Raw genomic sequence first — 23,585 nt, 5'->3', positions numbered from 1 at the left:
TCTTTATGTCCTAACTCTCATGCGCCTCAAAAGCCGAAAGAACGATGCGCGCCATCGCAATATCCTGCACGGCGAGACCCGTCAGATCGGCAATGGTGATGTCTTCATCCTTTGCCCGGCCCGGCTTTTCTCCAGCCAGCACTTCACCAAGTTCCGCCAGTGAATCGGGCCCGATCAGTTCAGCGCGCGCTGCTGTGGAGACTTCGCCATGATCCAGGCATTGAGGCCTGAGATCGACAAAGAGCCCATCCGCGCTTGCAACAAGGTCGGTTTCCAACTCCTGCTTACCCGGCGCGTCTGCGCCAACCGCCGTGATATGCGTCCCCGGCTGAACCCAGTCACGCTGGACGATTGGGCGCCTTGCAGCCGTGGTCGTCACAATGACATCTGCCTGCCGGCAGGCTTGCTCCAGGTCGGCTGCAGCTTGAACAGACGGAAAGGCCTCGGAAAGCTCAACAACGGCCTCAGTGGTTTTTTCTGCTGACCGGCCCCACACAAGGAATTCCAGGTCTCTGCCAGCCATCAGCTTCAGGTGAGCCTCGACCTGCCTGCGTGCTTGTACACCGGTTCCCACTATGACGATCCGCCTGCTTTCCTCACGGATCAACAAGCGTGTCGCGATTGCGCCACCGATAGCGGTTCGAATATCCGTCATGCACATTTCGTCGTGCAACACGGCCCTGACCGCCCCGGTTTTTGCAGACAGCACAAGCGACAATCCATTACCGGTTGGAAGGCCAAGCGCGGCGTTGTTCTCAAAACCCGTCGCCACCTTGATCACGAACACCGGGTCGCCTTCGACGTGACCGTACTTGATATGGCAATCGCCGTCATGTTCGGGAAACACAATATGCCCGACCGGTGGAAGGTTGACCTTGCCGAGGCTGACAGCACGGTAAGCCTCTTCAATCAGTTCCGCTGCGCGCTCATGGTCAATCAGCGCTTCAATCTGTGGCCGAGAAAGACTGATCATCCGGGTAAAGTATCCTCACGGCAGCATTTGTAGCGACTGATGGGCTAATGGTACCGTCAGTCTATAACAGCAGAATCCGAGGCAACCAAACAGTCACAGCAGGAGCAGGCAAGAATGACAGTGCTGCCGGACTTCAAACTGGAAACGCACTTTTCGAGGTGGGAGTTCCATGCGCGCTATCACATGACTGCATCCGATGCCGAGAGCATCTCACTGCGTGAATTGTTGGCCATGGCAACGCCGGAAGAGCGCGACGCGTTCGAAAACCTGTGGCTCGGCTATACTGAGACATTCGGCGCACCAGACCTTCGTGAGACGATTGCGTTCGGTTTTCAGAACCGCAACGCCCAAGAAGTCCTGTGTTTCGCCGGCGCCAGCGAGGGCATCTTCGCGGCGAACTCGGTGATCCTCGACAAAGACAGCCATGCGATCGTCGTCACGCCCAACTATCAATCTCACGAGACCTTGCCTTTGGCGATTTGCGAAGCCACCGGCATTCCGCTTGATCCCGATGACAACTGGTCACTCGATATCGACCGGGTTGCCTCGTCTGTACGACCAAACACCAGACTCGTCACAATCAATTTCCCTCACAATCCCACTGGAGCCATCCTGCCGGTTGATCGCTATCGTGCGCTGGTCGAGCTGTGCCGAAAGCACGGCATCTACATACTGCACGACGAGATATTCAACGGCCTGGGGCGAACCGGAACGCAACATCTGCCGTTCATCGCGGATATCTACGAGCGCGGGCTGTCACTGAACGTGATGTCCAAGTCCTATGGGTTGCCGGGCTTGAGAATTGGCTGGATCGCCTGTCAGGACGCTGACGTGATCGGCAGGATGGAGCGCATGAAACACTATTTATCCATCTGCAATTCAGGTCCAAGCGAACGTTTGGCAAAGATTGCGCTGAACAACCGGGACAGCTTGCTGGCGCGAAACTGCGCCATCATTGATGAGAACCTGCCGAAATGGGAGGCCTTCTTTGCGCGGTACCCCGATTTGTTCGACTGGCAGCGTCCGGGCGGCTCGTGCATGGCTTTCCCAAGGTACAAAGGCCATGAAGGTGTCGAACAATTCACACGGTCACTGGTAGAAAAAAGTGGCGTCCTGTTGCTTCCAAGTACGATCTACAGTTCAGACCTGGGTGAGACACCTGTTGACCGTTTTCGCCTCGGCTATGGCCGTAGTGGCCTGGACGAAGGTTTGGCGGCTTTGGACGCTCATATAGCTCGCGGTCTCAACTAACGCTATCATGGCGCTCTGATCGCAAACCGGGTGGGCCCGGAACAACGCCTTGCCTGTCGCGGCGGCGTTGCCATCTCCTTCAAAAATCATCACCCTGTCGCTCCGGGGTCACCAAGAATGCGGCGGCACCGTCACGCAGCAACAGGGAAACGAACGGAAGCATGAATTCGGGCAGATCGGGGGGCAAAGCCCGGCCACTGGGCGCGGTGGCCTGCGGCCACCCCCAGACAGCGGCAGCAGCGGAAGAAATCCTGGCAGAGGGCGGCAATGCCTTCGACGCGGTTATTGCCGCATTTTGCGCATCCTGCGTCGCGGAGCCGGTGCTCTGTTCCCTTGGCGGCGGCGGATTTCTGCTGGCCCAGAGCAGCGGCCGGGAAGCCCTGCTCTACGATTTCTTCGTCCAGACCCCGCGAGGGCGCAAGCCGCTCCAGGCCCTGGACTTCTATCCAATCCTGGCGGACTTCGGCACCGCCACCCAGGAATTCCATATCGGCCTGGGTGCCGTCGCCACGCCCGGCGCCGTGCGCGGGATCTTTTCCATTCACCGGGAGCTGGCAAGCCTGCCGATGAAGCGGCTGATCGAACCGGCGACGAGGCTGGCGCGTGAGGGTGTAACCGTGCGCCCGATCGACGCCTACCTGTTCCAGGTCGTCGCCCCGATCCTGACCGCCAAAGCGGGCCCCCGCAGCCTGTTTACCGGGCCCGATGGCGCGCTGCTGGCGGCGGGGGAACCGTTCAGACAGCCACGTCTGGCCGATACCTTCGAAGCCCTGGCCAGCGAGGGCGAGGCCCTGTTCTACGAGGGCGATCTGGCAGAGCAACTGGTTGCGCTCTGCCGCGCGGAAGGCGGTCTGTTGAGTGCAGCCGATCTGGCGAACTATCGGACGGTCAAGCGAAAGCCCTTCGTCACCCACTACCGCAGCGCCGAGGTCGTGACCAACCCGCCGCCCTCCTGCGGGGGGATCCTGATCGGCTTTGCCCTCGGTCTTCTGGCCGAGGCGTCGCTGCATCGCATGGACGCGCGAAGCGAGGAACGCCTCCTGCTGATCGCGCGAGTGATGGATCTGACCAACAAGGCCAGGGTGGAAGCGCGTCTGGAAGAGGCAAGCGGCGAGGCCGAGGAAGCCGCCGCCGCGGCGCGCCTCTTCGATCCGTCACTGCTCGAACGCTACGCTGCCGAGGTCGCCGGCCAGGGCAGCTTCACCCGCGGCACGACCCATATCTCCGTCGTCGATGCGGCGGGCAATCTGGCGGCCATGAGTTTGTCGAACGGCGAGGGTTGTGGGACGCATCTGGCGGACAGCGGCATCATGCTGAACAACATGCTGGGCGAGGAGGATCTGAACCGCGGCGGCTTTCACCGCTGGCCGAGGGACAGCCGCCTCTCCTCGATGATGGCGCCGACCCTGGCAACCTCCGCCGAAGGCGCGCTCTTTGCCATCGGCTCAGGCGGCTCGAACCGTATCCGTACCGCAATCCTGCAGGTGCTGACCAACATCCTGGATCACGGCATGAGCCTGGGCAAAGCCATTGAAACACCGCGCCTGCATTTGGAAGCGGACATCGCAAATCTGGAAAAAGGTCTGGTCGAGGGTGCCGACAGGCTGATGGCCGAACGCGGTTGCCGTACCATCGACTGGCCGGCACACAACCTGTTCTTCGGCGGCGTCCACGGAGTCGCCCGCCACCCCGACGGAAGCTTCACCGCCGCCGGCGACCCGCGTCGCGGTGGCGCTGCCGTTATCGTCTAGATCGGATCATGTTTTGACGGAACCACTTCGTGGCTACGCCAAAACATGTGAATCCGATCGCCATCAAACAGTGAGAGCAGATTCACCCGGTCGATGGATCGCCTCCGGCGATTCCATCCGACCGGGATCTGCTCTAGGCAGCGGCACCGCAAAGCACAGGGTTACGTCTTGCACAGCTGCATGCCGCGCAGACAATCCGTCAGCCAGACCCGATCAGGCCGCTTCGGAATCCGAACGACCGCTGTTACGCACGATATAGGCACGCGCGCAGTGTTCGTCGCAGTAGGGCTTGCCGGCAACAGCCGGAGCCCCGCAAAAATGGAAATCCGCGTCACCAGGATCGCCGATCGGCCAGAGGCAGTTGGGCCCCTTTCCGCTGCTGCGGCGCAGGCTCGGCGCCTGGCGCCGTACCGTCGGCCGTACCGGAGTCGGTGCTGCAGCAGGACGCAGCGGCCTTTCCAGTCTTGCCTGTGGCTCAACACGAGCTACGGGTTTGGGCATCGGCGACACCGCGGCACGCCGGCTCGGCGTACCCGTCGATCTTTTAATCGGTGAAGGCCTTGCCGCAAGCTTCATGCGATGAGCCTTACCGACCACCGAATTTTTTGAAACCCCCAGCAGACGACCGATTTCCGATGCGCTCCGTCCAGCTTCCCAGAGCCGCATGAGTTCAGCGACACGTTCTTCTGTCCAAGTCATGCGATTGCCTCTACATTTTTCACAATATGTTGCGGCTTATACTATATATCGTAACCTGCCAGGCTGGCAGCACAATATAGTGGAGGGAGGGCGTTGTCCAGGATCAGACCTGTGGAAAACTGCGGTTTTCTGTGGGTTTGTTGCTTATCGCCGCAGCCTCTTCAATCCCTAGTCGAAACGTACGGCTTGCCAGCGCTCGCCGGTGCCGCGGTTGTTGAAACCTTCGAATCGGACGACCCAGCCGAGTTCCGGCGCGTACCAGGTCCGTTGTTCGGCCCGCCAATCGCCGTCAACCTGCTCCGATTGGCGCAGCAGCACATAAGTATCAAAGGTGCCGGCCGGCACCTCTATGCGCTCGACCCCGGCAACCGAGATCCGGTCCCGCCAGCTCTGCCCGCCCCAATTGCGCGAAAAGGTCACCGCCTTACCCACCTCCAGCGGATAAAGCCGTCCCAGGACACCGCCGTCCGGTGCGATCCCGGCGGCCACGCAGTCAATGCAGACGTGGCCCCAACTGGAAAAACTGCGGCCCTTCCAGATCCAACTGACGATCCGGCCCGATGTCCGGCCGACAACGCCTTCGACGCGCTCGCCGGAGTCCATGTTCTCCCAAGTCATCTGGGTGCCTTCCGAGAGCGCCTTGAAAGGCGCCGGCGAAAGCTCAAGATCCTGGGCAAGGACCGGTGCAAAAACCGGTGCAAAAACCGGTAAGGAGACGCAAGCCAAGAGAAGCGCAAAAACATGCGGCAGGAATTTGAACGTCGCACAGGCTTTTGCTGTGCAGACTCTGCGGAATGACAAGAAAACTCCCCCAATGACAGTGCCACGGCCAAGGCCCCTGAAAGCTAGCCTATCTGCGGCAGGGGATGAAAGCCTCGCAAAAGGCGTAACATGAGGATAACTCGACTCGGCCGCCAATATGGTCCCCAACATAGCCTGGGGTATGGTCCGGTTCCGATATCACACAAAGCCCTGCGGAATCCGTCATGAACAGCGGCGCAAAACACGATTCCAAGTTTCTCGCAGCGCTCCTGCTCGCAGTTTTCTGGCTGCCGTCGACAGCCGCCGCGCTCAGCGAGGCGGAAGCGCGCCACCTTTTGGTCCGCAGCGGCTTTTCCGCCGACGTGGCGGAAATCGAAACCCTGGCGCCGCTCAATCGCAAAACGGCAATAGAAAAGATCCTGCGCACGGCCGGAACCGAAGCCGTTACCGACCCGCCCGCCTGGGTCGAAGGATGGGTGCCGCCGCGGATGAAGGCGCTGTCGGCGGAAGAGCGCCGGGCCCTGCGCAATCAGAACAAGGAGCGGGGTTTGACGTTAAAGGCGTGGTGGATGGAGGAAATGACCAACACCCCGACACCGCTGACCGAGGTCATGACCCTGTTCTGGCACAACCACTTCACCTCCAGCCTGCGCAAGGTGAAGGCGCCGGTCCTGCTCTACCGCCAGAACCGCCTGCTCCGACGCCATGCCCTGGGAAACTTCGGCGATCTGTTGCACGCAATAGCGCGCGATCCGGCCATGCTGGTCTACCTTGACGGTGCCCGCAGCCGCAAGGGTGCCGCCAACGAGAACTTCCCCCGCGAGCTCTTCGAACTTTTCACACTTGGCGAAGGCCACTACCGAGAAGCCGACGTGAAAGAGGCCGCCCGGGCCTTCACCGGGCGCAGCGTCGAGCGCAAGACCGGCGCCTTCGCCTTTCGCCGGCAATGGCATGACGCCGGCGAGAAAACGGTCCTGGGTCACCGTGGCCGCCTGGAGGGCGACGATGTGATTCGAATCCTGCTCGACCATCCCAGGACCGCGTCCTTCATCGTCGAAAAACTCTGGCGCGGTTTCATCTCCGAAACACCGGACGAGGATGAGGTCGCGCGTCTGGCACAGGTCTTTCGCGAGACCGGTTATGAGATCAGGCCTCTGCTGGCCGCCCTCCTCGCCAGCGACGCCTTCTGGGCGCCGGAGAACCGCGGCCGTCTGATCAAGTCGCCGATCGACTTCGTCGTCGGCACCGTGCGGCTCTTCGATCTACCGGTCGACCGGTATGAGGACCTGGCGCGCCTCAGCCGCCGCCTCGGCCAGGATCTTTTCGATCCGCCAAACGTAAAGGGCTGGCCGGGTGGAACCGACTGGATCACCGCCGCCAGCCTGCTGGACCGGCAAGCCCTGGCGGAGCGGATCACCGGCGGCAGCCGGCAGGCCGAAGCACAGGCCATCGCCATTCAGGCAGGCCGGAAACTCAAGGGCAGTGCCCGGCGGGCGGTGCGGTTCGATGCCTGGCTGGCCGAACTGCCGGACCGCTGGCAGCAGGCAGAAGCGGTCAGCCTGCTGCTGCTGGCCGTACCGGCGGTCGATGTCGAGATTCTGGACCGCCGGGCCAGCGGCGCCCAGGTGCGCCAGCTCCTCGGCGATCCGGCCTACCAGCTGAAATAGGAGGGCGGCAGATGACAGACCTCAATCGCCGCCGGCTTCTCGCCGCAACCGCCGCACTGCCGCTCGGCCTCGGCCTGATGCCGCGGAAGGTGCTCGGCTCGGTGCCGCAGAAGACGCTGGTTCTGGTCGAACTGAGCGGTGGCAACGACGGCCTGAATACGGTCGTGCCTTACGGCGATGCCGCCTATTACCGCGCCAGACCCAAGCTTGCGATCAAGCGTGATGCCGTCCTGCCGCTCGATGAAAGACTGGGTCTGCACCCGGCGCTGGAGCCGCTCATGGAACCCTGGCGGGGCCGCGAGCTGGCGGTCGTGCTGGGACTCGGCTACCCGGCCCCCAATCGATCGCATTTCCGGTCCATCGAGATCTGGAACACCGCATCGCAGAGCAACGAGGTAAGACAACATGGCTGGCTGCATCAGGCGGTCAGCGAAGCCGGCGGCCTGCTGCCGCCTCAGGGCCGGCTGGGAATCGTTTTGGGCGGCGCGCCCGGCCCCCTGGCCGGCGACGCCCTGACAGCGGTGATCATGAAAGACAGCAAGCAACTGGCCCGCGCCGCCGCCATGGCGGGCAACGGCACGCTGCAAACCGCCAACCCGGCCCTGGATCACATCCTCTCGGTTCGCCGCCAGACGCAGGAGGCCGCCCGTCAGATCGAGGCCCGGCTGGCGTCGGCGCCTGCTCTGGGGGCTTCCTTTCCCAAAACGCCGCTGGGACGGCAGTTGAAACAGGCCGCCGCCCTGATCGCCGGCGGCGTGCCGGCATCGGTTATCAAGGTGCAGCATGCGGGCTATGACACCCATGCCGGACAGGCCGGACGCCACCCTCGCCTGCTGGGCGAGCTGGCGTCGTCCCTCGCAGCCTTCCGCCGCGCCCTGCGCGAAACCGGCGCCTGGGACCGCTGTCTCGTGATGACCTACGCGGAGTTCGGGCGGCGGGTCGGCGAAAACGCCAGCGCCGGCACCGACCACGGCACGGCGGCCCCGCATTTTCTGCTGGGAGGACGCCTGCGGGGCGGGTTGCATGGGCATCAGCCCTCGCTCATCGACCTGGATGGCGGCGACCTGCGCCACAGTCTGGATTTCAGGCAGGTTTATGCGGCCATCGCCGCCGGCTGGCTGGGCCTGCCGGCCGGCCTCGAAAGTCTTGGCCGGCCGGACCCCCTGGATCTCTTCGCCTGAGGCCCCTCCTGTCCTGCGCAGGACCACAAAGCAGTTGGCCTGCTCCCGTCAGGCTGCTAGGAAACCCGCCCGTTGCAAGGCATAGTCCCAAGGCTCAGTCCCCTGGGGCATATCCGGGGACAACAGACCAAAACCAGGACAGATCGGCCATGAGCGAAGCGCGCTTTACCTTCTCCACCGTCGGCATCGCCGCCGGAATCGCCGCGATGGCGGTTATCGTCGCGCTTTCGAACTATCTCGTGCAGTTCGCCATCAATGACTGGCTGACCTGGGCCGCCTTCTCCTATCCCGTGGCTTTCCTGGTGACCGATCTGACCAATCGGTCGATGGGGCCGCGCGCCGCCCGGCTGGTGATCTGTGCCGGCTTCGCCCTTGCGGTCGTCCTCTCGCTCTGGCTGGCCGATCCCCGCATCGCGCTCGCCTCCGGCTCCGCCTTCCTGGTGGCCCAGTTGCTCGACGTCGCGGTCTTCAATCGCCTGCGTTCCGGTGTCTGGTGGTCTGCGCCGCTGGTTTCCTCGACCGTCGGGTCGATTGTCGATACCGCCCTTTTCTGGTCGATCGCCTTTGTCGGAACCGGGCTGCCCTGGCAGACCTGGGCCCTGGGCGATTTTGCCGTGAAGATGGCCATGACCGCCCTTATGCTGCTGCCGTTCCGGCTGCTGATGCCGGCGCTGCCGCCGCGGTTCGACAAAAAGTCCGCGGCGCAGGCTTACGACTGAGGCCTTTACCCGAACCTCAGCAGACACGGTTGGCCGGATTCTCGCAGGGGCTGACCTGGAAGGGATCGAAAGAACCCGGCCGGTAGGCATCGAAGCTGCGTTGATCGGTGCAGTGAACCTTGGCGATGACGATCACATCGCCATTGACTTCGCGTACCGCCACCTGGCTGAAGAAGGCGACCTCGCAGTCGTGCTCCACCAGCATCTGCTCACTCAGCACCGGCCCCCATTCCTCCTCCAGCCCTTGCGCCGAAAGCAGCGCAGGGTATGAGGGGACGGCGAGGAGCGCCGCTAAAAACGTGAGTAACCGGGTTTTGGGGCGGAGCATGGCGCCTCTCCTCGTGAACATGATGCAGGTTCACTGAGTGTCGTCCGCTTCGCGATCCAGGGCTTTGACTTGGCTCAAACAAGACGCCGCATGGCCTTCCCCAACATTATTATTAGACAATCAGCTCAGTTGGCTACTCCGGCAATGCCTACAAAGGTAAGCACAGAACAAGAAAAGGATCGAAAAAAGCTGAGAAACCCTGGCAACGGAGTATAACTTTAGATAAATTTCCATAAAATTTTAGATTAATAAGTAATAATTGGTTTTTTATTTAAATCTTTACTTAAGCAATCTTCTATAGTACATGCATATGGCAGAATAGATGCCTGAACTGTAGGAGGTTCAAATGCAGATCCAAACAGCACCCGCGCCCCTTGCTAATGGGGGTGCGACTCAGGTGGCTGTGGCGCCCGAGGCGCCACCTGCCGCCAAGTCAGAATCCGCGCGACCCGTGGAGTCCGTCCATAAGGACCCACCCCCGCGGTTTCCCTACCCGGAGACCGATCGAGGCCTGAAGATCGATATCGAAGCCTGATCTTCAACCTTATAAGCGGTACCGGGGGGTGGAACATGACAACGAACTAGGGAGCTCCGAGAGAGGCTGAAAAGGCCTTTTTCGGGGCTCTCACCGTTCGCTGAATGACAAGAATCCGGCTGCCGGCCACAACAAGATCACTTGTGGACGTTTGCAGACAGTCCATATACAGCTGGTGTATTCTAGACATGCGGAGTCGTGGGCGCCTGGGGCGTCTGGCGCCTTTCTTTCCTGATCTTTCTTGAATCGGTCAGAAAACAGGCCACAAAGTGACTCCGCCAGGGTCAACAACAGCGGGCCGGCAAATGCCGACAAATTCAGGGCCGACACTCCTGCGCCGGAATATGAGCTTTCTTGGCCGTTGGTTGCGCAACCCAAAAGCCGTGGGTGCCGTGATTCCCAGCGGCAAGAGCCTTGCTGCTGCAATGGTTGCAGAGATCGACCGCGAGGCCGAAGGCGCAGTGATCGAGCTGGGCGGCGGGACCGGCAACATTACGGCCGCGCTTCTGGATGCCGGCTTTCCAGGCCAGAGCATCACCGTGATCGAGCGGGACCCCACCTTTCACCGCCTTATAGCTCAGCGCTTCCCGGACGTGCAGGTCCTTCAGGGCGACGCGGCAAAGCTGCGCCGACTGCTCGCCACGGCAGGGGTCGGAAAGGTGAAGGCCATCGTCTCGAGCCTGCCGCTTCTGTCCATTCCCGACAGGATCTGCCTGCAGATCATCTCCGAAGCCATGGCCGTTCTCGGTGAAGACGGCACCCTTGTCCAATTCACCTATGGACCCGCGTCGCCGGTGTCCCGTCGCATCCTCACACGTCTCGGCCTGCGCGGCACCCGCGCCAGTTGGGTGATGGACAATATTCCCCCCGCGGCGGTGTGGCGTTACCACAGGCCGGGCATAGCCGCCGGCCGCCAAGAGGCGGATCAGGGCACCGTCAAACCATTGCAAAAGCGCAGCGCCTGACCCCCGTCCCGCTTTAGGCCCTGTCACACTTTAGTTGAGGGGCATCTCTAAAAACGAGATCACGCTCCGGCGATACGCTTGGCGGCACTGCGGCGCCTGCGTTCGGTCGCCCGGATCATCTTCTTCAGTCGCGGCTGAATCTCGTCACGCCAACGCCGCCCATTGAACACCCCGTAGTGGCCGACATCCGGTTGAACGTAGTGGTGCCGGTCGTCATCGGGGATGTTGCGGCAGAGGTCATGGGCAGCCTCGGTCTGACCCAGGCCGCAGATGTCGTCGAGTTCGCCCTCGATCGTCATCAAGGCGGTATCTCGAATCTCGCCGCAATCGACCAAAGCGCCGCGGTGGCGCATGGTGCCCTTGGGCAAGGCATGCTCCTGAAACACCGTCTCGATGGTCTGGAGGTAGAACTCGGCGGTCAGGTCCATTACCGAGCGATACTCTTCATAGAAACCCTGGTGCTGCTCGACGGAATCGCAATCGCCTTCGATCAGGTGCCGGAAGAGATCGCTGTGGGCATCCAGATGCCGTTCCAGGTTCATGGTCATAAAACCGGTCAACTGAACGAAGCCGGGATACACCCGGCGCATGGCACCGGGGTTGGGAAACGGCACCGACAGAATGACGGACTGCTCGAACCAGGACAGAGGCCGCGATGCCGCCAGATCGTTGACTGCCGTCGGATTGCGCCGCGTGTCGATCGGGCCGCCGATCAAGGTCATCGATGCCGGCTGCAGTGGATCGCGCTTGGCCGCCATGACCGCCGCTGCCGCCAGCACGGGAACCGCAGGCTGGCACACGGCGATGACGTGGGTGTCGGGGCCGATGAAGCGGACAAAGTCCATGACATAGTCGATGACGTCATCCAGATCGAAGCGCCCGTAGGCCAGCGGCATCACGCGGGCATCGCGCCAATCGGTTACGTAGACCTCATGCTCCGGGATCATCGCCTTTACGGTACCGCGCAACAGCGTGGCGTAGTGTCCGGAAAGCGGTGCAACGATCAAGACCTTCGGATCTTTGCGCTTGCCGGTGACGCTCTCGTCGCGCTTGAAATGCAGCAGGTCGCAAAAAAGCTTCCCGTAAACCAGCTCGGGATGAACGCCCACAGCCTGGCCGTCGATTTCAACCTCGTCGATGCCCCACGCCGGTTTGCGGTAGCGCCTGGTCACATTCTCGAAAACTTCGCAGGCCGCGGCCATCGCCTTTCCGGCCGGTGTATAGGCAACGGGGCTGAAAGCGCTGCGGCAAAGGTACTGCAGAGCATCGGACTGCATCCGCAGAGGCCGGACCGCAGCATGGGTTAACTCATAGGCATGATAAAGCAAGTTTCTTTGGTCCCCAGAGTTGCGGTGCCGATCATTTTCGGCACTCCCCCCAATTTAGCACTGTCTTGTTGGCAAGCTGTTAAGCGGTCCGGAAAGGAGCTCCAAACCGCCGTGCGCCGGGAATCTATCACTCGCGGCGGCGTCGCGCGAAGCGAAAAGTCACCCTGCCGAAAGCCCTTCTTTTGGGCCGGAATCCGGCCTTGACTCAAGTCAATGCCCCGCCATCGACCGAAACCTAGGCTGACGCTTCAACTAAGGCGACCCTTCCACGCAAAGGTAAACCCATGGCCGGTGTCATCGAATCCCTGCGTAGCGATCATTCGCGGATGACCAAGTTGCTCGACGCGCTAGAGCGGCAGCTCTCCAGCTTTGACGAAGGCAAGCCGGTGGATTTCGATATCCTGGACGGGGTTATCTACTATTGCCTGTCATATCCCGACCTACATCACCATCCACTGGAAGACCTGGTCTTCGACCGGCTCAAGTTACGCAATCCGGAGGCTCTTGCAGGCACCAAGGATCTCCGCGAGGAGCATGAAGCGCTTGCTATACATACCCGGCGCTTTGCCGCCGCCATCCGAACGGTGCAGCAGGACATCCCGGTCGAGAGGAAGTCCGTACAAGAGGTCGCAAGCGAATTCCTCAGTGCCTATCGGCGCCACATCATGATGGAGGAGAAGCTCTTTTTCCCGGCAGCACAGCGCAGCCTTAAGCCCGAAGACTGGAGCACGATCGCCGGACAGCTGAAACCGATCGAAGACCCCCTCTTCGAGCGGCGCGAAGACGAGCGTTTCTCTGCGCTCTATGAAGATATCATCGCCTGGGATCAGGCCTCTACCGCTTAGATAAACGCACCGGGGCAGCCTTGGTTCAACCGGTACACTTGCTAAGCTTATGGTGCTAAACTTCCCGATGTGAGACGACAACACGGCGCAGCGCTGCAGAGCGGGCTGCGCCTTAACATGGCTGTCGAGCTGTCGCTAAGGCCTTGCGGAACCGCATTTTTGGGGGGCGCTGTTCATGCCGGAAGGGATCTACAAATCGGGCCTGAAGGGCCTCTGCATCAGTCTGACGCTGGCCTGCCTGACCGGTCAGCCAGGCACTGCGGCCTGGGCGGCCGACAAAGCAGTGACGATTGGAACGGGCAGCCGTGCCGGCGTTTATTACCAGGTCGGCCGGGCGGTTTGCCGCCTTGTCAACCAATCGCAGGCTCAACACGGCATCGCCTGCAACGCGCCCTCGACCGCCGGATCGATTTCCAATCTAAAGGCAGTACGCGCGGGCCAGCTCCAACTGGCCGTGGCCCAGTCGGATTGGCAATTCCATGCCGTCAATGGCAGCAGCCGCTTTTCATCGGCAAAGCCGGACCCGGACCTGCGCTCTGTCTTCTCCGTTCATGGCGAGCCATTCACCCTGGTGGTCCGCCGGGATTCGGGAATCCGCCACCTGCGCGATATCGAAGGCCGGCGCGTCAACATCGGCAATCCGGGTTCCGGCCAACGCGGCACCATGGAGGTGGTGATGCAGGCGATGGGCTGGACCAAATCGTCGTTCAGCCTCAGCGAAGAGCTGCCCGCCAGTCAGCAATCCCTGGCGCTCTGTCACGACCGGGTGCAGGCATTGGTCTATACCGTGGGTCATCCCAATGATTCCGTGGCACAGGCCGTTCGCCTCTGCGACGCCGTGATCGCCGAAGTCTCCGGCCCTGAGATCGAGAAACTGGTCGCAGCAAGGCCCTACTACGCCTTTACCACCGTGCCCGGCGGGCTCTATTCCGGCAATCGCGACGATGTGACGACCTTCGGCGTGAAGGCGACCCTGGTGACCTCCGCCAAAGTGGATGCAGACACGATTTATGCGGTTACCAAGGCAGTCTTTGAAAATCTCGACAGCTTCCGGCGCATGCACCCTGCCTTTGCCGGGCTTCAACCCGAGCGCATGGTGCGCGACGGCCTCTCCGCCCCTTTGCATGAGGGCGCGGCGCGCTATTTCAAGGAGCGTGGCTGGCTCTGATGCAATCCCTTCGCCTTCTGCCCGGGGTCGGCTAGACTTACGGGATAACCTGAGCCGGCGGAAAAAAGGGCGTGCAAATGCGAAAGCTACTCCTGGCGATCATCTTTGCGGTCACGGGCACCACCGCTGCGGCGGGTGAGGAACTGCGCATCGGCCTGTCGCAGTATCCGACGACGCTGCACCCGAACATAGATCCCTCGGTCGCCAAGTCTTACGTGCGATCAATGACCCGGCGCCCGATGACGGTCTATGATCACGAGTGGCAGCTAATCTGTATGCTCTGTGTCGAACTGCCGTCGATCGAGGCGGGGACAGCCGTACCGGAGCCTCTGCCCGACGGCGTGGAGGGCGCCGGCGACGGCCGCGGGATCGCCCTGACCTATCGCATCCAGCCGCAAGCGACCTGGGGTGACGGCACCCCGGTCACCACCGCCGACGTCGTCTTTACCTGGAAAGTCGGCCGGCATGAGCAGGCGGGCATCGGCAACGCGGAACTCTATCGGCGCATGCTTTCGATCGACGTGATCGACGAGAAAACCTTCGTCGTCCACGCCGACCGCGTCTCCTTCGAATATGCCGCAATCAACGACTTCAAGCTGCTGCCCGCGCATATCGACGGGCCGGTCTTCGAGGCCGCTCCGGACGATTACAAGAACCGCACCGCCTTCGACAATGACCCGACCAACCCGGGCCTCTACTTCGGCCCCTATCGTATCACCGAGGCGATTCCGGGATCGCGCATCACGCTGGAGCGCAACGATACCTGGTGGGGCAAAAAGCCCGCCTTCGATCGCATCGTCCTGCTGACCATTGAGAAAACGACGGCGCTGGAGGCCAATCTGCTCTCCGGCAACATCGACATGATCTCCGGCGAACTGGGGCTCAGCCTCGACCAGGCCCTGGCCTTTGAAAAGCGCCACGGCGACGACTACCAGATCGTCTACGAACCCGGCCTGCTCTACGAGCACATCGACCTGATGCTGGAGAACCCCATCCTGCAGGACAAGACCCTGCGCCAGGCGCTGATCTACGCCATCGACCGCGAAGCGATCAGTGAAAGGCTCTTCGCCGGGCGCCAGCCGGTGGCCCATTCCGGAGTCTCGCCGCTCGATTGGGTTCACGATCCGGAGATCAAGACGTACAGCTACGATCCGAAAAAGGCCGGCGAGTTGCTCGACGCCGCCGGCTGGAGCGACATCAGAAACGGTATACGTCACAACGCCGCGGGCGAGCCGCTGCGCCTGGAATTCATGACCACAGCCGGCAACCGCATCCGCGAGCTGGTGCAGCAGGTGCTGCAGAGCCAGTGGCGTCAGGTTGGCATCGACATGCGCGTGCGCAATGAACCACCGCGCGTTTTCTTTGGGCAGACCGTGCATCACCGCCGTTTCACCGGCCTCGCCATGTTCGCCTGGGGCAAGGGGCCGGAGCACATTCCGCGCACGACCCTGCACTCCGAGGAAATCCCGAGCGAGGAGAACGGCTGGTCCGGGCAGAACTACACGGGCTTTCGCAACGCCGAGATGGACGCCCTGATCGAGGCCATCAACCTGGAACTCGACCGGCCGAAACGCAAAGCGATGTGGTCGCGCATCCAGCAGATCTATGCCGAGGAAGTGCCGGTGATTTCGCTTTACTGGCGCGCCAACGCCTATGTCATGCCCAAGTGGCTGAGGGGCGTGCGCCCGACCGGGCAGATGGCTTCCTCTTCGCTTTGGGTCGAGGACTGGACCGTGGAAGGACGCTGAGCGGAAGGCCGCCAAACGATGCTCGCCTACCTCGCCCGCCGCCTGACCGAATCCTTCTTCGTTCTGGCCGTCATGTCAGCGGTGATCTTCGCCCTGATCGGCCTGATGCCGGGCGATCCGATCGACGTGATGATTTTCTCCGACCCGGAGATGACGCCGGCGGATGCCGCGCGGCTGCGTGCGCTCTACGGCCTGGACCGGCCGATTACGGATCGCTATTTCACCTGGCTCGGCTCTGCCCTGCAGGGCGACTTCGGCTACTCGCGGCTCTACAACCAGCCGACCCTGGATATACTGCTGCCGCGCCTCGGCAACACCATCGTGCTGATGGGACTCAGCTTCTTCTTTGCGCTGGTTATTGCGCTACCGGCCGGCATCTATGCGGCGACGCGCCCGCAAAGCCTCAGCGACCATGGCATCAACCTGCTGGCCTTTGCCGGCATCTCAATCCCGCCGTTCTGGCTCGCCATCCTTCTCATCATGCTCTTCTCCGTCACCCTGGGCTGGCTGCCCGCAGGGGGCATGGGTGAAGGACACAGTTTCTGGTCGGACCTGCGCTTCCTGGTCCTGCCGGTGATCGCCCTGACCATCGCCACAGTTGGCGGCGTCATCCGCTTCATGCGGGCAGCGGCGCTGGAGACCCTGCGCCAGGACTATGTGCGCACCGCCAGGGCCAAGGGCCTGAGCGGGCAGCAGATCGTGGTCGGCCACGTCCTGCGCAATGCGATGATCCCGGTGGCGACCATCCTCGCCCTGCAGATGGGCAACCTCTTCTCCGGCGCCCTGATCACCGAAACCATCTTCGCCTATCTGGGGATGGGCAAGACCATCTACGACTCGATCATCGGCAATGACTACAACGTTGCCCTGGTCGGCCTGCTGCTCGCCACCGTCACGACCCTGCTGGCCAACCTTGTCGCGGACCTTGCCTATACCTGGCTCGACCCCAGGATTTCCTATCAATGACACCGCCGAAGACCCCTTGCGCAGCCAACGCGAAGGCCCCCCTTCTTGCCGCCGAGGCGGGGTTGGCCGGCGGCCCGGCCCTGACCGTGCGGCAGATTTTCTGGCGCCGCTTTTTCGGCCATCGTCTGGCGGTGGTCAGTCTCGCTTTTCTGCTTCTGCTGTCGCTGCTCACCGCGGTGGCGCCGGTGATCGAGTTTCTGCTCGGCGTCGACGGCAATCTGGTCGACCTCTTCAACGCCAAGCAACCGCCCTCGGCGCAACACCCCTTGGGAACCGATGAGCTGGGGCGGGACACCCTGGTCAGGTTGCTTTATGGCGGACAGGTTTCGCTGATCGTCGGGCTGGCCGCCGCCTTGGGTTCTGCAGTCATCGGTACCCTCTTGGGGATCACCGCCGGTTACTACGGCGGACGGCTGGACAGCCTGCTGATGCGCTTTACCGACGGCGTCATCGCCCTGCCGATCCTGCCGCTGCTGATCATCCTGGCGGCGGTCGATCTCACCAAGCTGGGCCTCTCGAGCGATCTGGCAAGCTCGGAGAGCATCTCGATCTATCGCATCGTCTGCCTGATCGCCCTGGTCGGCTGGACCACGGTGGCACGGCTGGTCCGCGGCGCCACGCTTTCCATGAAGGCGCGGGAGTTCGTGCGCGCCGCCGAGGCCATGGGCGCTTCGGCGCCGCGCATCATGCTGGTGCACATTCTGCCCAACGTCGTTTCACCGATCATCGTGGCGACCACGCTGTCGATCGGCGGCATCATTCTTCTGGAGTCGGTCCTGAGCTTCCTCGGACTGGGCATCCAGCCGCCCCTGCCCTCCTGGGGCAACATGCTGACCAATGCCCAGGAGCTGATCTGGGATGCGCCGGTTCTGGCTGTTTATCCCGGCCTGCTGATCTTCCTGACGGTGATCGCCTTCAATTTTCTGGGCGACGGCCTGCAGGATGCCCTCGACCCCCGCGCCATTGAGGGGCGGGACTGACAGCCGCCCGCAAGCCCTGACAAACCGAAGGATTCCGGCAGGCGCTAACTGCCGGCAATGCTGCGCAGCCGCTTTGCCGCCCGCCGGTTCTGGGGAACCTTCCGGGCTTCGACCCGCGCGGCGGGGAACGTCACGGCCACCTTTGTGCCTTTACCAACTGTACTCTCGATGTCGACCGTCGCATCGTGCAACTCGGCCAACCTCTTGACCAGCGACAAGCCCAGCCCGACGCCGGAATTGTTAGTGGTGAGTGTGGAGCGGACCTGGGAAAACGGCTCGGTGATACGCTTTATGTCCGCTTCGGCTATCCCGATGCCGTTGTCCGACACCGCCAGGGTCAAGTCGCCGGAAGATTTGTCGACCTTGGCGCTGCAGGTGATCTCCCCCTTATTGTTGATGAACTTCAGGGCATTACCGATCAGGTTGATGAGGATCTGATGGACAGCGCTCTGATCGGCCCGGAGCAGCGCCAGCGTCTCCGGCACCTGTGCTTTCAAACTCACATGCCGCAGCTCGGCGCCCTGCTCAAAGAGTTTGAATACCGCCCGCTGGCATTCGGCCAGGTTCAACGGCTGCTCGTCGAGATCCAGCTGACCGGACTCGATTTTCGAGAGATCGAGAATGTGATTGATCATGCCCAGCAGATGGTCGGCGGCATTGCCGATATCCTTGCCGTATTCTGCATATTTCGGGTGGGTGTGATCGCCGAATGTCTCGGTACCGATCATGTTTGCAAAGCCGATGATCGCGTTCAGCGGGGTACGCAGCTCATGGCTCATGTTTGCCAGGAAGCTGGACTTGGCCCTGCTGGCCTCCTCCGCCAGTTGCCGGGCATTGGCCATCGATCTTTCCAGCCGCACCTCAGTGGCGATATTGATGTGCATGATCAAAGCGCCAATTTCGCCGCCCGGCAGCGTCGTGCCCCGCATGATGCACTTGAACCAACGCTGTTCATCCGGCGAGTGGCAGGAATAACGCACCTCGGCCAATTTTGTGTGGCCGCTCAACACCTCCCGCAGCCGCAGGGCGACTTCGTTCGACACGCCGTCCTCAGATTTCTCGCAGGCGGCAATATAGCTGGTCCCGACACCAAAACTGTTATCCTTGGCGCCGTTCTTGCGTCCGAACTCCCGCCAGGCCTCGTTCACGACGGTGATCACACCATCCTTGTCGAGAACCGCAATCTGCGCCGGTGTGCTGTCCAGGATAGCGCGACGCAGCTCCATTTCCTCGGCCAGTTCGCTCCTGCTGCGCCGCAGTTTCAGGTTGGCACGTGCGAGCCTGGAAACGTCCGTGAGGGTCAGAACGGCACCGCCGGTGCCCTTTTCCTCGCCGATACAGGGGTGGATCAGGAGCTCGAAGTAACGGTCTTTCTGCGGCGCACGGATCGCCTTGGCTTTTGGCTTTCCGGTGCGAATTACCTCCTCGACGAGCGGCCGCAGATCCGGCATGCGAAAGCGCGCCTTCAACCCCATCAACAGTTCGCCGATATCATTCTCGCTGATCTCGAAGACCTTGGCTGCGGCAACGTTGTAGCGCTGAACCCTGAGGCTCCGGTCAGTGACGATAACGGCATTTGAGATGCTCTCCAGAATCGACGTCTGGAAAGAGTGGGCCTCATTCAAGGCGTCGGATTTGACGACGATCTCCTCATTGACCGTCGTCAGTTCCTCATTGGTCGACTGCAGTTCCTCGTTCGAGGTTTCAAGCTCCTCATTCGCCGACTGCAGTTCCTCGTTTGACGACTGCAGCTCCTCATTCAGCGACTGCAGCTCCTCGTTGGAGGTCTCCAGTTCATTGACCATGGTGTGGAGGTGCTCGCGCATGGCCAGCAGCTCATGCTCCAGCTCCCGCACCTGGTCGTTCTCGCCGGTTTCCTCGACCTCTCCTTCCGCTTCCTCAAGCAGCGCCCTGACGGTCATGAAGGCAATGAGATTATATTTCTCTGAAACTTCGTCGTCGTTGTACGGATGGATGACAATGCGGTACTGCCAGCGATCACCCTGAAACTCGCCGATATGCACGCGGCTACGGACCACCACCTCCTCTCGCCGGCTGCGCAGCAGCAGGGCGCGAAGCTCGGCGCGCAGATCCTCGCCGACAAGGCTGAAAACGTCGAACTGCGCGGACCCGGTGGGGACATTGAGATAGGGTTTAATATTGCCCGCAATGTGGACCGGCTTATCCGCGCTGTCGACGATCACCGTCGGCGGGCCGAAGATCTTGGAGATAACTTCTTTGGCCCGCTCGTCATGCGATCGCCGGCGCCTCGGCACACTTCTTGGGCTTTCCGGCGTAACTTTCTTTGCCGGTGTAAAAGCGGAAGGGCGGAAAGGCGATGAGATGGCGTTGGTCGCATGGAACAGCTTACTGGAACGGTCGACCAATTCGAAAAGATCGCCGGACTCGGCAATCGCCTCTGATTTCCCCAGAAGCAGGGCGCAGCCGGGGTTCAATGCATAGTGAAAACGTTCCAGAACACGGCGCTGCAGGTCCGGGGTAAAATAGATGAACAGGTTGCGGCAGCTTATCAGGTCGATTCTCGAGAACGGCGGGTCCTGGATAAGATCATGCCGGCTGAAAACAATCATCTCCCGGATCTGCTGCTTCACCGAAAACTCGGAAGCCACGGGCGTGAAGTAGCGCCGAAGAATCTTCGGATCCATCTGTTCGGCGGCCGATGACGGATAGACGCCGCGCCTTCCCGTCGCCAGGGCCTCGGTATCCAGGTCGCTGGCAAAGATCTGTACTTTCACCCGCTTGTTCAGCTTGCGCATCGCTTCAGCAAAGAGCATCGCGATGGTATAGGGCTCCTCGCCCGAAGAGCAGCCGGGAATCCACACCCTGATCGCCTCCGTTCCCTCCCGCACGCGGACAAGCTTTTCGACAGTGTCGCTCAAAGCCTGCCAGATCGCGGAGTCGCGGAAGAAGGATGTGACGCCGATCAGGAGTTCACGAACCAGCCGATCGATCTCGCTGGGGTCCCGGTTCATCAGAGCGAGATAGGATTCAAGATCGGCGAGGTGGAGCAAAGCCATGCGACGCGAAAGCCGCCGCAAAATGGTGGAGGAGCGGTAGTTGATGAAGTCGATGCCGGTGTGCGTGCGAATGACCGCGCAGATATTGACATAGGTGTCGCTGGAAGTGACCTGGTCGGCCTCTTTCAACACAAGCGCGCGGCTGCCGGCACTGAGCAGACGCGGGATGCGTTTGGCAATATCCGCCGGTGGCAGCACCACGTCGACGCAACCGGTGGCAATGGCCGCTTTGGGCATGCCGTCGTACTTGGCCGAATCGTCCTGGGCCAGCGTGATACCGCCGGCGGCCTTGATTGCCCGAACACCGCGCGCGCCGTCAGAGCCGGTCCCGGAAAAAACGATCCCGACGGCCTGCTCCTCACACTCCAGCGCGAGCGACGCAAAAAACAGGTCGACAGAGGGCTGCGGCCCGGTCTTGACTTTCGGCTTCCTGACCGTCAGCAACCCGTTCTGCAATTCGACATGACGATTGGGCGGCGTGATGTAGATGACGTCGGGCCGCGCATGCTGGTTGCGCGACAACTCCTTCACTTCCAGCGTCGTCTCGCGGGCAAGCAGTTCCATCAGCATGCTGCGATGGCTGGGCGAAAGATGCTGGGCCACCACATAGCAAAAGTCCCCACCCGGCGTGAGATGGGCAACAAATTCCCTGAGCGCCTCCAAGCCGCCAGCCGAGGCACCGATACCAATGATCGTAATCTTCAAAGCCGCTTTCTGTTCCCTGGCGATGATGGGCCCCCAAAATCCGCCACAATCCGAGAGAGATTCTAGTCTGTGACCATCAAATCTCAACGGACAAACTATAATATTATGACTATATTTTTAGTTCAATTAAAAATGCTCTCTTAGCGGGAATACGCTAAAATTCAATCGTCTAAAGAGGCTCGAAATGGGGTTTGGTCAGCATGTCAGAGGGGTTGTCCAGAGCACTCTGTGGGTGCCGGCTTTGCGAGCGAATCCGAAATAAGGAATATATTCTCGAATTCGGTAGCGCGTTTCTCACCCGACGTTACGGGCCGGTGAACAGTATCCGGATTGTTCTCAGATCACGAAGCGGATACGGCCGTTTGAAGGATAAAGGTCACGACGGCCGACAGGCTGCCGCCGCCGGCGCCTTCCAGTTCCACCAGACTGGTACTGCGAAGCAGGGGCGCCTCGCCCTTTAACGCCAGATGCCTGACGTTCAGCTTGCCGGCGGTCATCGCCGCGCCAGCAACCGGCAAGGCCGTCTGACGGCAACCGGCCAATCGAATGTCGCGGAAGCCCGGACGGGCGGCCTGATGCGCAGCCGTTGCCGTCTCTACAATCAGGCTCAGCAGATCCTCGAAGCCGGCCAGCCCGGCGAAAGCGAAGTCACCGGAAAGGCTCAACGCCGGCGCGGCCAAAGGCTCGTAGACGAAGGTCTCCGCAGACTGTCCGCGCTCGGCCGCTTCAGCCAGTTCGGCAAAGCGCAGCGTCACCGCTTCCTGCCCTCGGCCGGACGGGGCCGCAAAGCGCGCCTCACCGATCAGCGTCAGCCCTTCCGGCGGCGGCGCCTCATCACGCAGACAGAGGACCCGATTCCCTGTGGTCTTGGCAAAGACGGCGTCCGTCAGCACCGCCCTGGCCGCGAAATCCCGGGGCAGAGCCTCGGCGGCCCGGGCAATGATCTGCGCAGCTTCGACCATGTCCTGCGCGCCGCTTCGAAAAACATCGAGACTGTGCAGGTCAGAGGTCGAGAAGGCCTTGCCCGGATGCGTGAGGGATGTTGCCATGGCTTCGCTACGCCACCGTCAGGCTCTGCGGCAAAACGGCAGGCGCAAAGCGCCGGAAAAACAAGTCCCCGCCACACGAGACGACATTGCGCTGAATTCCCCTCGGACTGTCTCTGCTATACGGCCTGGGCCGTTATACAGAATCGCGCCTGGGTGGAGATGTGACCGTTATGAGGCAGAATCAGTGCACTCTGCGCCGCGTGCCGCCGATCAGCAGGGCGCAGAGCAAGCCGGCGACAAAGCCGCCTGCATGGGCCTTCCAGCCGACCTGGGCGCCGGCCAGAAAATCGCCGATCCCTGACAGACCGAGCACGACATTGAGCCCCATGATGACCAGCACGAAGCTTAATGCCGACTTTCGCTGCCCGGGCCCGGCGCCTGGGCCTGCCCCGGCGAACATGAACCGCACCGCCGCACCGGTGACGCCGTAGACGGCGCCGGAGGCACCGATCAGGACCAGTTCCCGGCCGCCGCGGAAGGCGAACTCGGTGAGCGCGCCGGCAGCGGCGCAAACCACGAACAGCAGCAGATAGGGGATAAGGCCGACATTGCGTTCCACAAAGCTGCCGAAAGCCAGCAGGAAACCCAGGTTCAACATCAGGTGCATGAAGTCGCCGTGCAAAAAAGCGTGGGTCACCAGGCTCAACATGCCCGAAACCGACGGCCAGGCACTGCCCGGCGGCCAGAAGATCGAGGAGACGAAGGCGAAGTTGGCGAAGAACCAGCGCCAGGCCTCCCCCTGCAGAACATTCTCGATTCCGAAGGCGACAATGATCGCCAGCGTCAGCCACATCGTCCCTGGCGGCAGGTTGAACATCGGCTGGCGCCCGCCCGGGGGCGGGGGCGGTCCGTAACTCGGATCGGGCTGTGGGCTCATGGCGGGAAAACCGATGGTGCGTGAAAACAGGCCTCCTCGATGTGAGGCCT

19 protein-coding genes are annotated in these 23,585 nt (G+C 61.7%); 11 read left to right on the top strand and 8 right to left on the bottom strand.

What is annotated here, in order from left to right; genetic code table 11:
• Positions 1–10: 10 nt before the first annotated feature.
• Positions 11–973 (bottom strand): ornithine cyclodeaminase family protein, encoded by a 963-nt coding sequence (locus HBA54_RS16355; RefSeq protein ID WP_167226516.1) that lies wholly within the window; start codon positions 971–973, stop codon positions 11–13.
• 114 nt (positions 974–1,087) lie between these two features.
• Between HBA54_RS16355 and HBA54_RS16350 the strand changes: the two genes are divergently transcribed.
• On the top strand, positions 1,088–2,224 hold the full coding sequence (locus HBA54_RS16350) for an aminotransferase class I/II-fold pyridoxal phosphate-dependent enzyme (RefSeq protein ID WP_167226514.1): 1,137 nt from the start codon (positions 1,088–1,090) through the stop codon (positions 2,222–2,224).
• A gap of 161 nt (positions 2,225–2,385) precedes the next feature.
• A complete protein-coding gene (locus tag HBA54_RS16345) occupies positions 2,386–3,975 on the top strand; it encodes a gamma-glutamyltransferase family protein (RefSeq protein WP_167226512.1) in 1,590 nt (529 codons plus the stop codon).
• A 213-nt stretch (positions 3,976–4,188) separates the two neighbouring features.
• Here the strand turns inward: HBA54_RS16345 and HBA54_RS16340 are convergent, their stop codons facing one another.
• Both HBA54_RS16340 and HBA54_RS16335 read right to left on the bottom strand, forming a co-directional pair.
• Positions 4,189–4,641, bottom strand: coding sequence for a GcrA family cell cycle regulator (locus HBA54_RS16340; RefSeq protein ID WP_240932727.1), 453 nt, complete (start codon positions 4,639–4,641; stop codon positions 4,189–4,191).
• A gap of 201 nt (positions 4,642–4,842) precedes the next feature.
• Positions 4,843–5,292 (bottom strand): TapB family protein, encoded by a 450-nt coding sequence (locus tag HBA54_RS16335; RefSeq protein ID WP_167226508.1) that lies wholly within the window; start codon positions 5,290–5,292, stop codon positions 4,843–4,845.
• A 368-nt stretch (positions 5,293–5,660) separates the two neighbouring features.
• On the opposite strand from HBA54_RS16335, the gene HBA54_RS16330 reads away from it, so the two are divergent.
• The 3 genes from HBA54_RS16330 to HBA54_RS16320 all read left to right on the top strand — a co-directional run bounded on the left by HBA54_RS16330 (position 5,661) and on the right by HBA54_RS16320 (position 9,003).
• Complete coding sequence (locus HBA54_RS16330) at positions 5,661–7,103, top strand: DUF1800 domain-containing protein (RefSeq protein WP_167226506.1); 1,443 nt, start codon at positions 5,661–5,663, stop codon at positions 7,101–7,103.
• An 11-nt stretch (positions 7,104–7,114) separates the two neighbouring features.
• Positions 7,115–8,284 (top strand): DUF1501 domain-containing protein, encoded by a 1,170-nt coding sequence (locus tag HBA54_RS16325; protein ID WP_167226504.1) that lies wholly within the window; start codon positions 7,115–7,117, stop codon positions 8,282–8,284.
• Between the two features lie 149 nt (positions 8,285–8,433).
• Complete coding sequence (locus tag HBA54_RS16320) at positions 8,434–9,003, top strand: queuosine precursor transporter (RefSeq protein WP_167226502.1); 570 nt, start codon at positions 8,434–8,436, stop codon at positions 9,001–9,003.
• 16 nt (positions 9,004–9,019) lie between these two features.
• Here the strand turns inward: HBA54_RS16320 and HBA54_RS16315 are convergent, their stop codons facing one another.
• The gene (locus HBA54_RS16315) at positions 9,020–9,331 is read right to left on the bottom strand and encodes a hypothetical protein (RefSeq protein ID WP_167226501.1); all 312 of its coding nucleotides are present in this window, start codon (positions 9,329–9,331) and stop codon (positions 9,020–9,022) included.
• A gap of 840 nt (positions 9,332–10,171) precedes the next feature.
• Between HBA54_RS16315 and HBA54_RS16310 the strand changes: the two genes are divergently transcribed.
• Complete coding sequence (locus HBA54_RS16310) at positions 10,172–10,831, top strand: class I SAM-dependent methyltransferase (RefSeq protein WP_167226499.1); 660 nt, start codon at positions 10,172–10,174, stop codon at positions 10,829–10,831.
• Between the two features lie 59 nt (positions 10,832–10,890).
• Here the strand turns inward: HBA54_RS16310 and HBA54_RS16305 are convergent, their stop codons facing one another.
• Positions 10,891–12,159 (bottom strand): polyhydroxyalkanoate depolymerase, encoded by a 1,269-nt coding sequence (locus HBA54_RS16305; RefSeq protein ID WP_167226497.1) that lies wholly within the window; start codon positions 12,157–12,159, stop codon positions 10,891–10,893.
• Positions 12,160–12,443: 284 nt separating this feature from the next.
• Here HBA54_RS16305 and HBA54_RS16300 point away from each other — a divergent pair, with 284 nt between their 5' ends.
• The 5 genes from HBA54_RS16300 (at position 12,444) to HBA54_RS16280 (ending at position 17,866) form a co-directional block, all read left to right on the top strand.
• The gene (locus HBA54_RS16300; RefSeq protein WP_167226495.1) at positions 12,444–13,004 is read left to right on the top strand and encodes a hemerythrin domain-containing protein; all 561 of its coding nucleotides are present in this window, start codon (positions 12,444–12,446) and stop codon (positions 13,002–13,004) included.
• Positions 13,005–13,179: 175 nt separating this feature from the next.
• Positions 13,180–14,172, top strand: coding sequence for a TAXI family TRAP transporter solute-binding subunit (locus tag HBA54_RS16295; protein WP_167226493.1), 993 nt, complete (start codon positions 13,180–13,182; stop codon positions 14,170–14,172).
• Between the two features lie 77 nt (positions 14,173–14,249).
• Positions 14,250–15,920 (top strand): peptide ABC transporter substrate-binding protein, encoded by a 1,671-nt coding sequence (locus HBA54_RS16290; protein ID WP_167226491.1) that lies wholly within the window; start codon positions 14,250–14,252, stop codon positions 15,918–15,920.
• An 18-nt stretch (positions 15,921–15,938) separates the two neighbouring features.
• The gene (locus tag HBA54_RS16285; protein ID WP_167226488.1) at positions 15,939–16,886 is read left to right on the top strand and encodes an ABC transporter permease; all 948 of its coding nucleotides are present in this window, start codon (positions 15,939–15,941) and stop codon (positions 16,884–16,886) included.
• Positions 16,883–17,866 carry an ABC transporter permease gene (locus tag HBA54_RS16280; RefSeq protein WP_167226486.1) on the top strand — a complete coding sequence of 328 codons (984 nt, stop codon included), beginning with the start codon at positions 16,883–16,885 and terminating at the stop codon, positions 17,864–17,866. Before HBA54_RS16285 ends, HBA54_RS16280 begins: the two co-directional genes overlap by 4 nt.
• A 44-nt stretch (positions 17,867–17,910) precedes the next feature.
• Here the strand turns inward: HBA54_RS16280 and HBA54_RS16275 are convergent, their stop codons facing one another.
• The 3 genes from HBA54_RS16275 to HBA54_RS16265 form a co-directional block, all read right to left on the bottom strand.
• Positions 17,911–21,609, bottom strand: coding sequence for a chemotaxis protein CheB (locus HBA54_RS16275; RefSeq protein ID WP_167226484.1), 3,699 nt, complete (start codon positions 21,607–21,609; stop codon positions 17,911–17,913).
• A 341-nt stretch (positions 21,610–21,950) separates the two neighbouring features.
• A complete protein-coding gene (locus HBA54_RS16270) occupies positions 21,951–22,658 on the bottom strand; it encodes a hypothetical protein (RefSeq protein ID WP_167226483.1) in 708 nt (235 codons plus the stop codon).
• A 181-nt stretch (positions 22,659–22,839) separates the two neighbouring features.
• A complete protein-coding gene (locus HBA54_RS16265) occupies positions 22,840–23,535 on the bottom strand; it encodes a rhomboid family intramembrane serine protease (RefSeq protein ID WP_167226481.1) in 696 nt (231 codons plus the stop codon).
• Positions 23,536–23,585 lie beyond the last annotated feature (50 nt).

The sequence above is a fragment of the Pelagibius litoralis genome, assembly GCF_011683915.1.
Taxonomy (GTDB): Bacteria; Pseudomonadota; Alphaproteobacteria; order Kiloniellales; family Kiloniellaceae; genus Pelagibius; species Pelagibius litoralis.
Note: the sequence above shows the minus strand (reverse complement) of the source record. Positions and strands in the feature narration are given on the sequence as shown.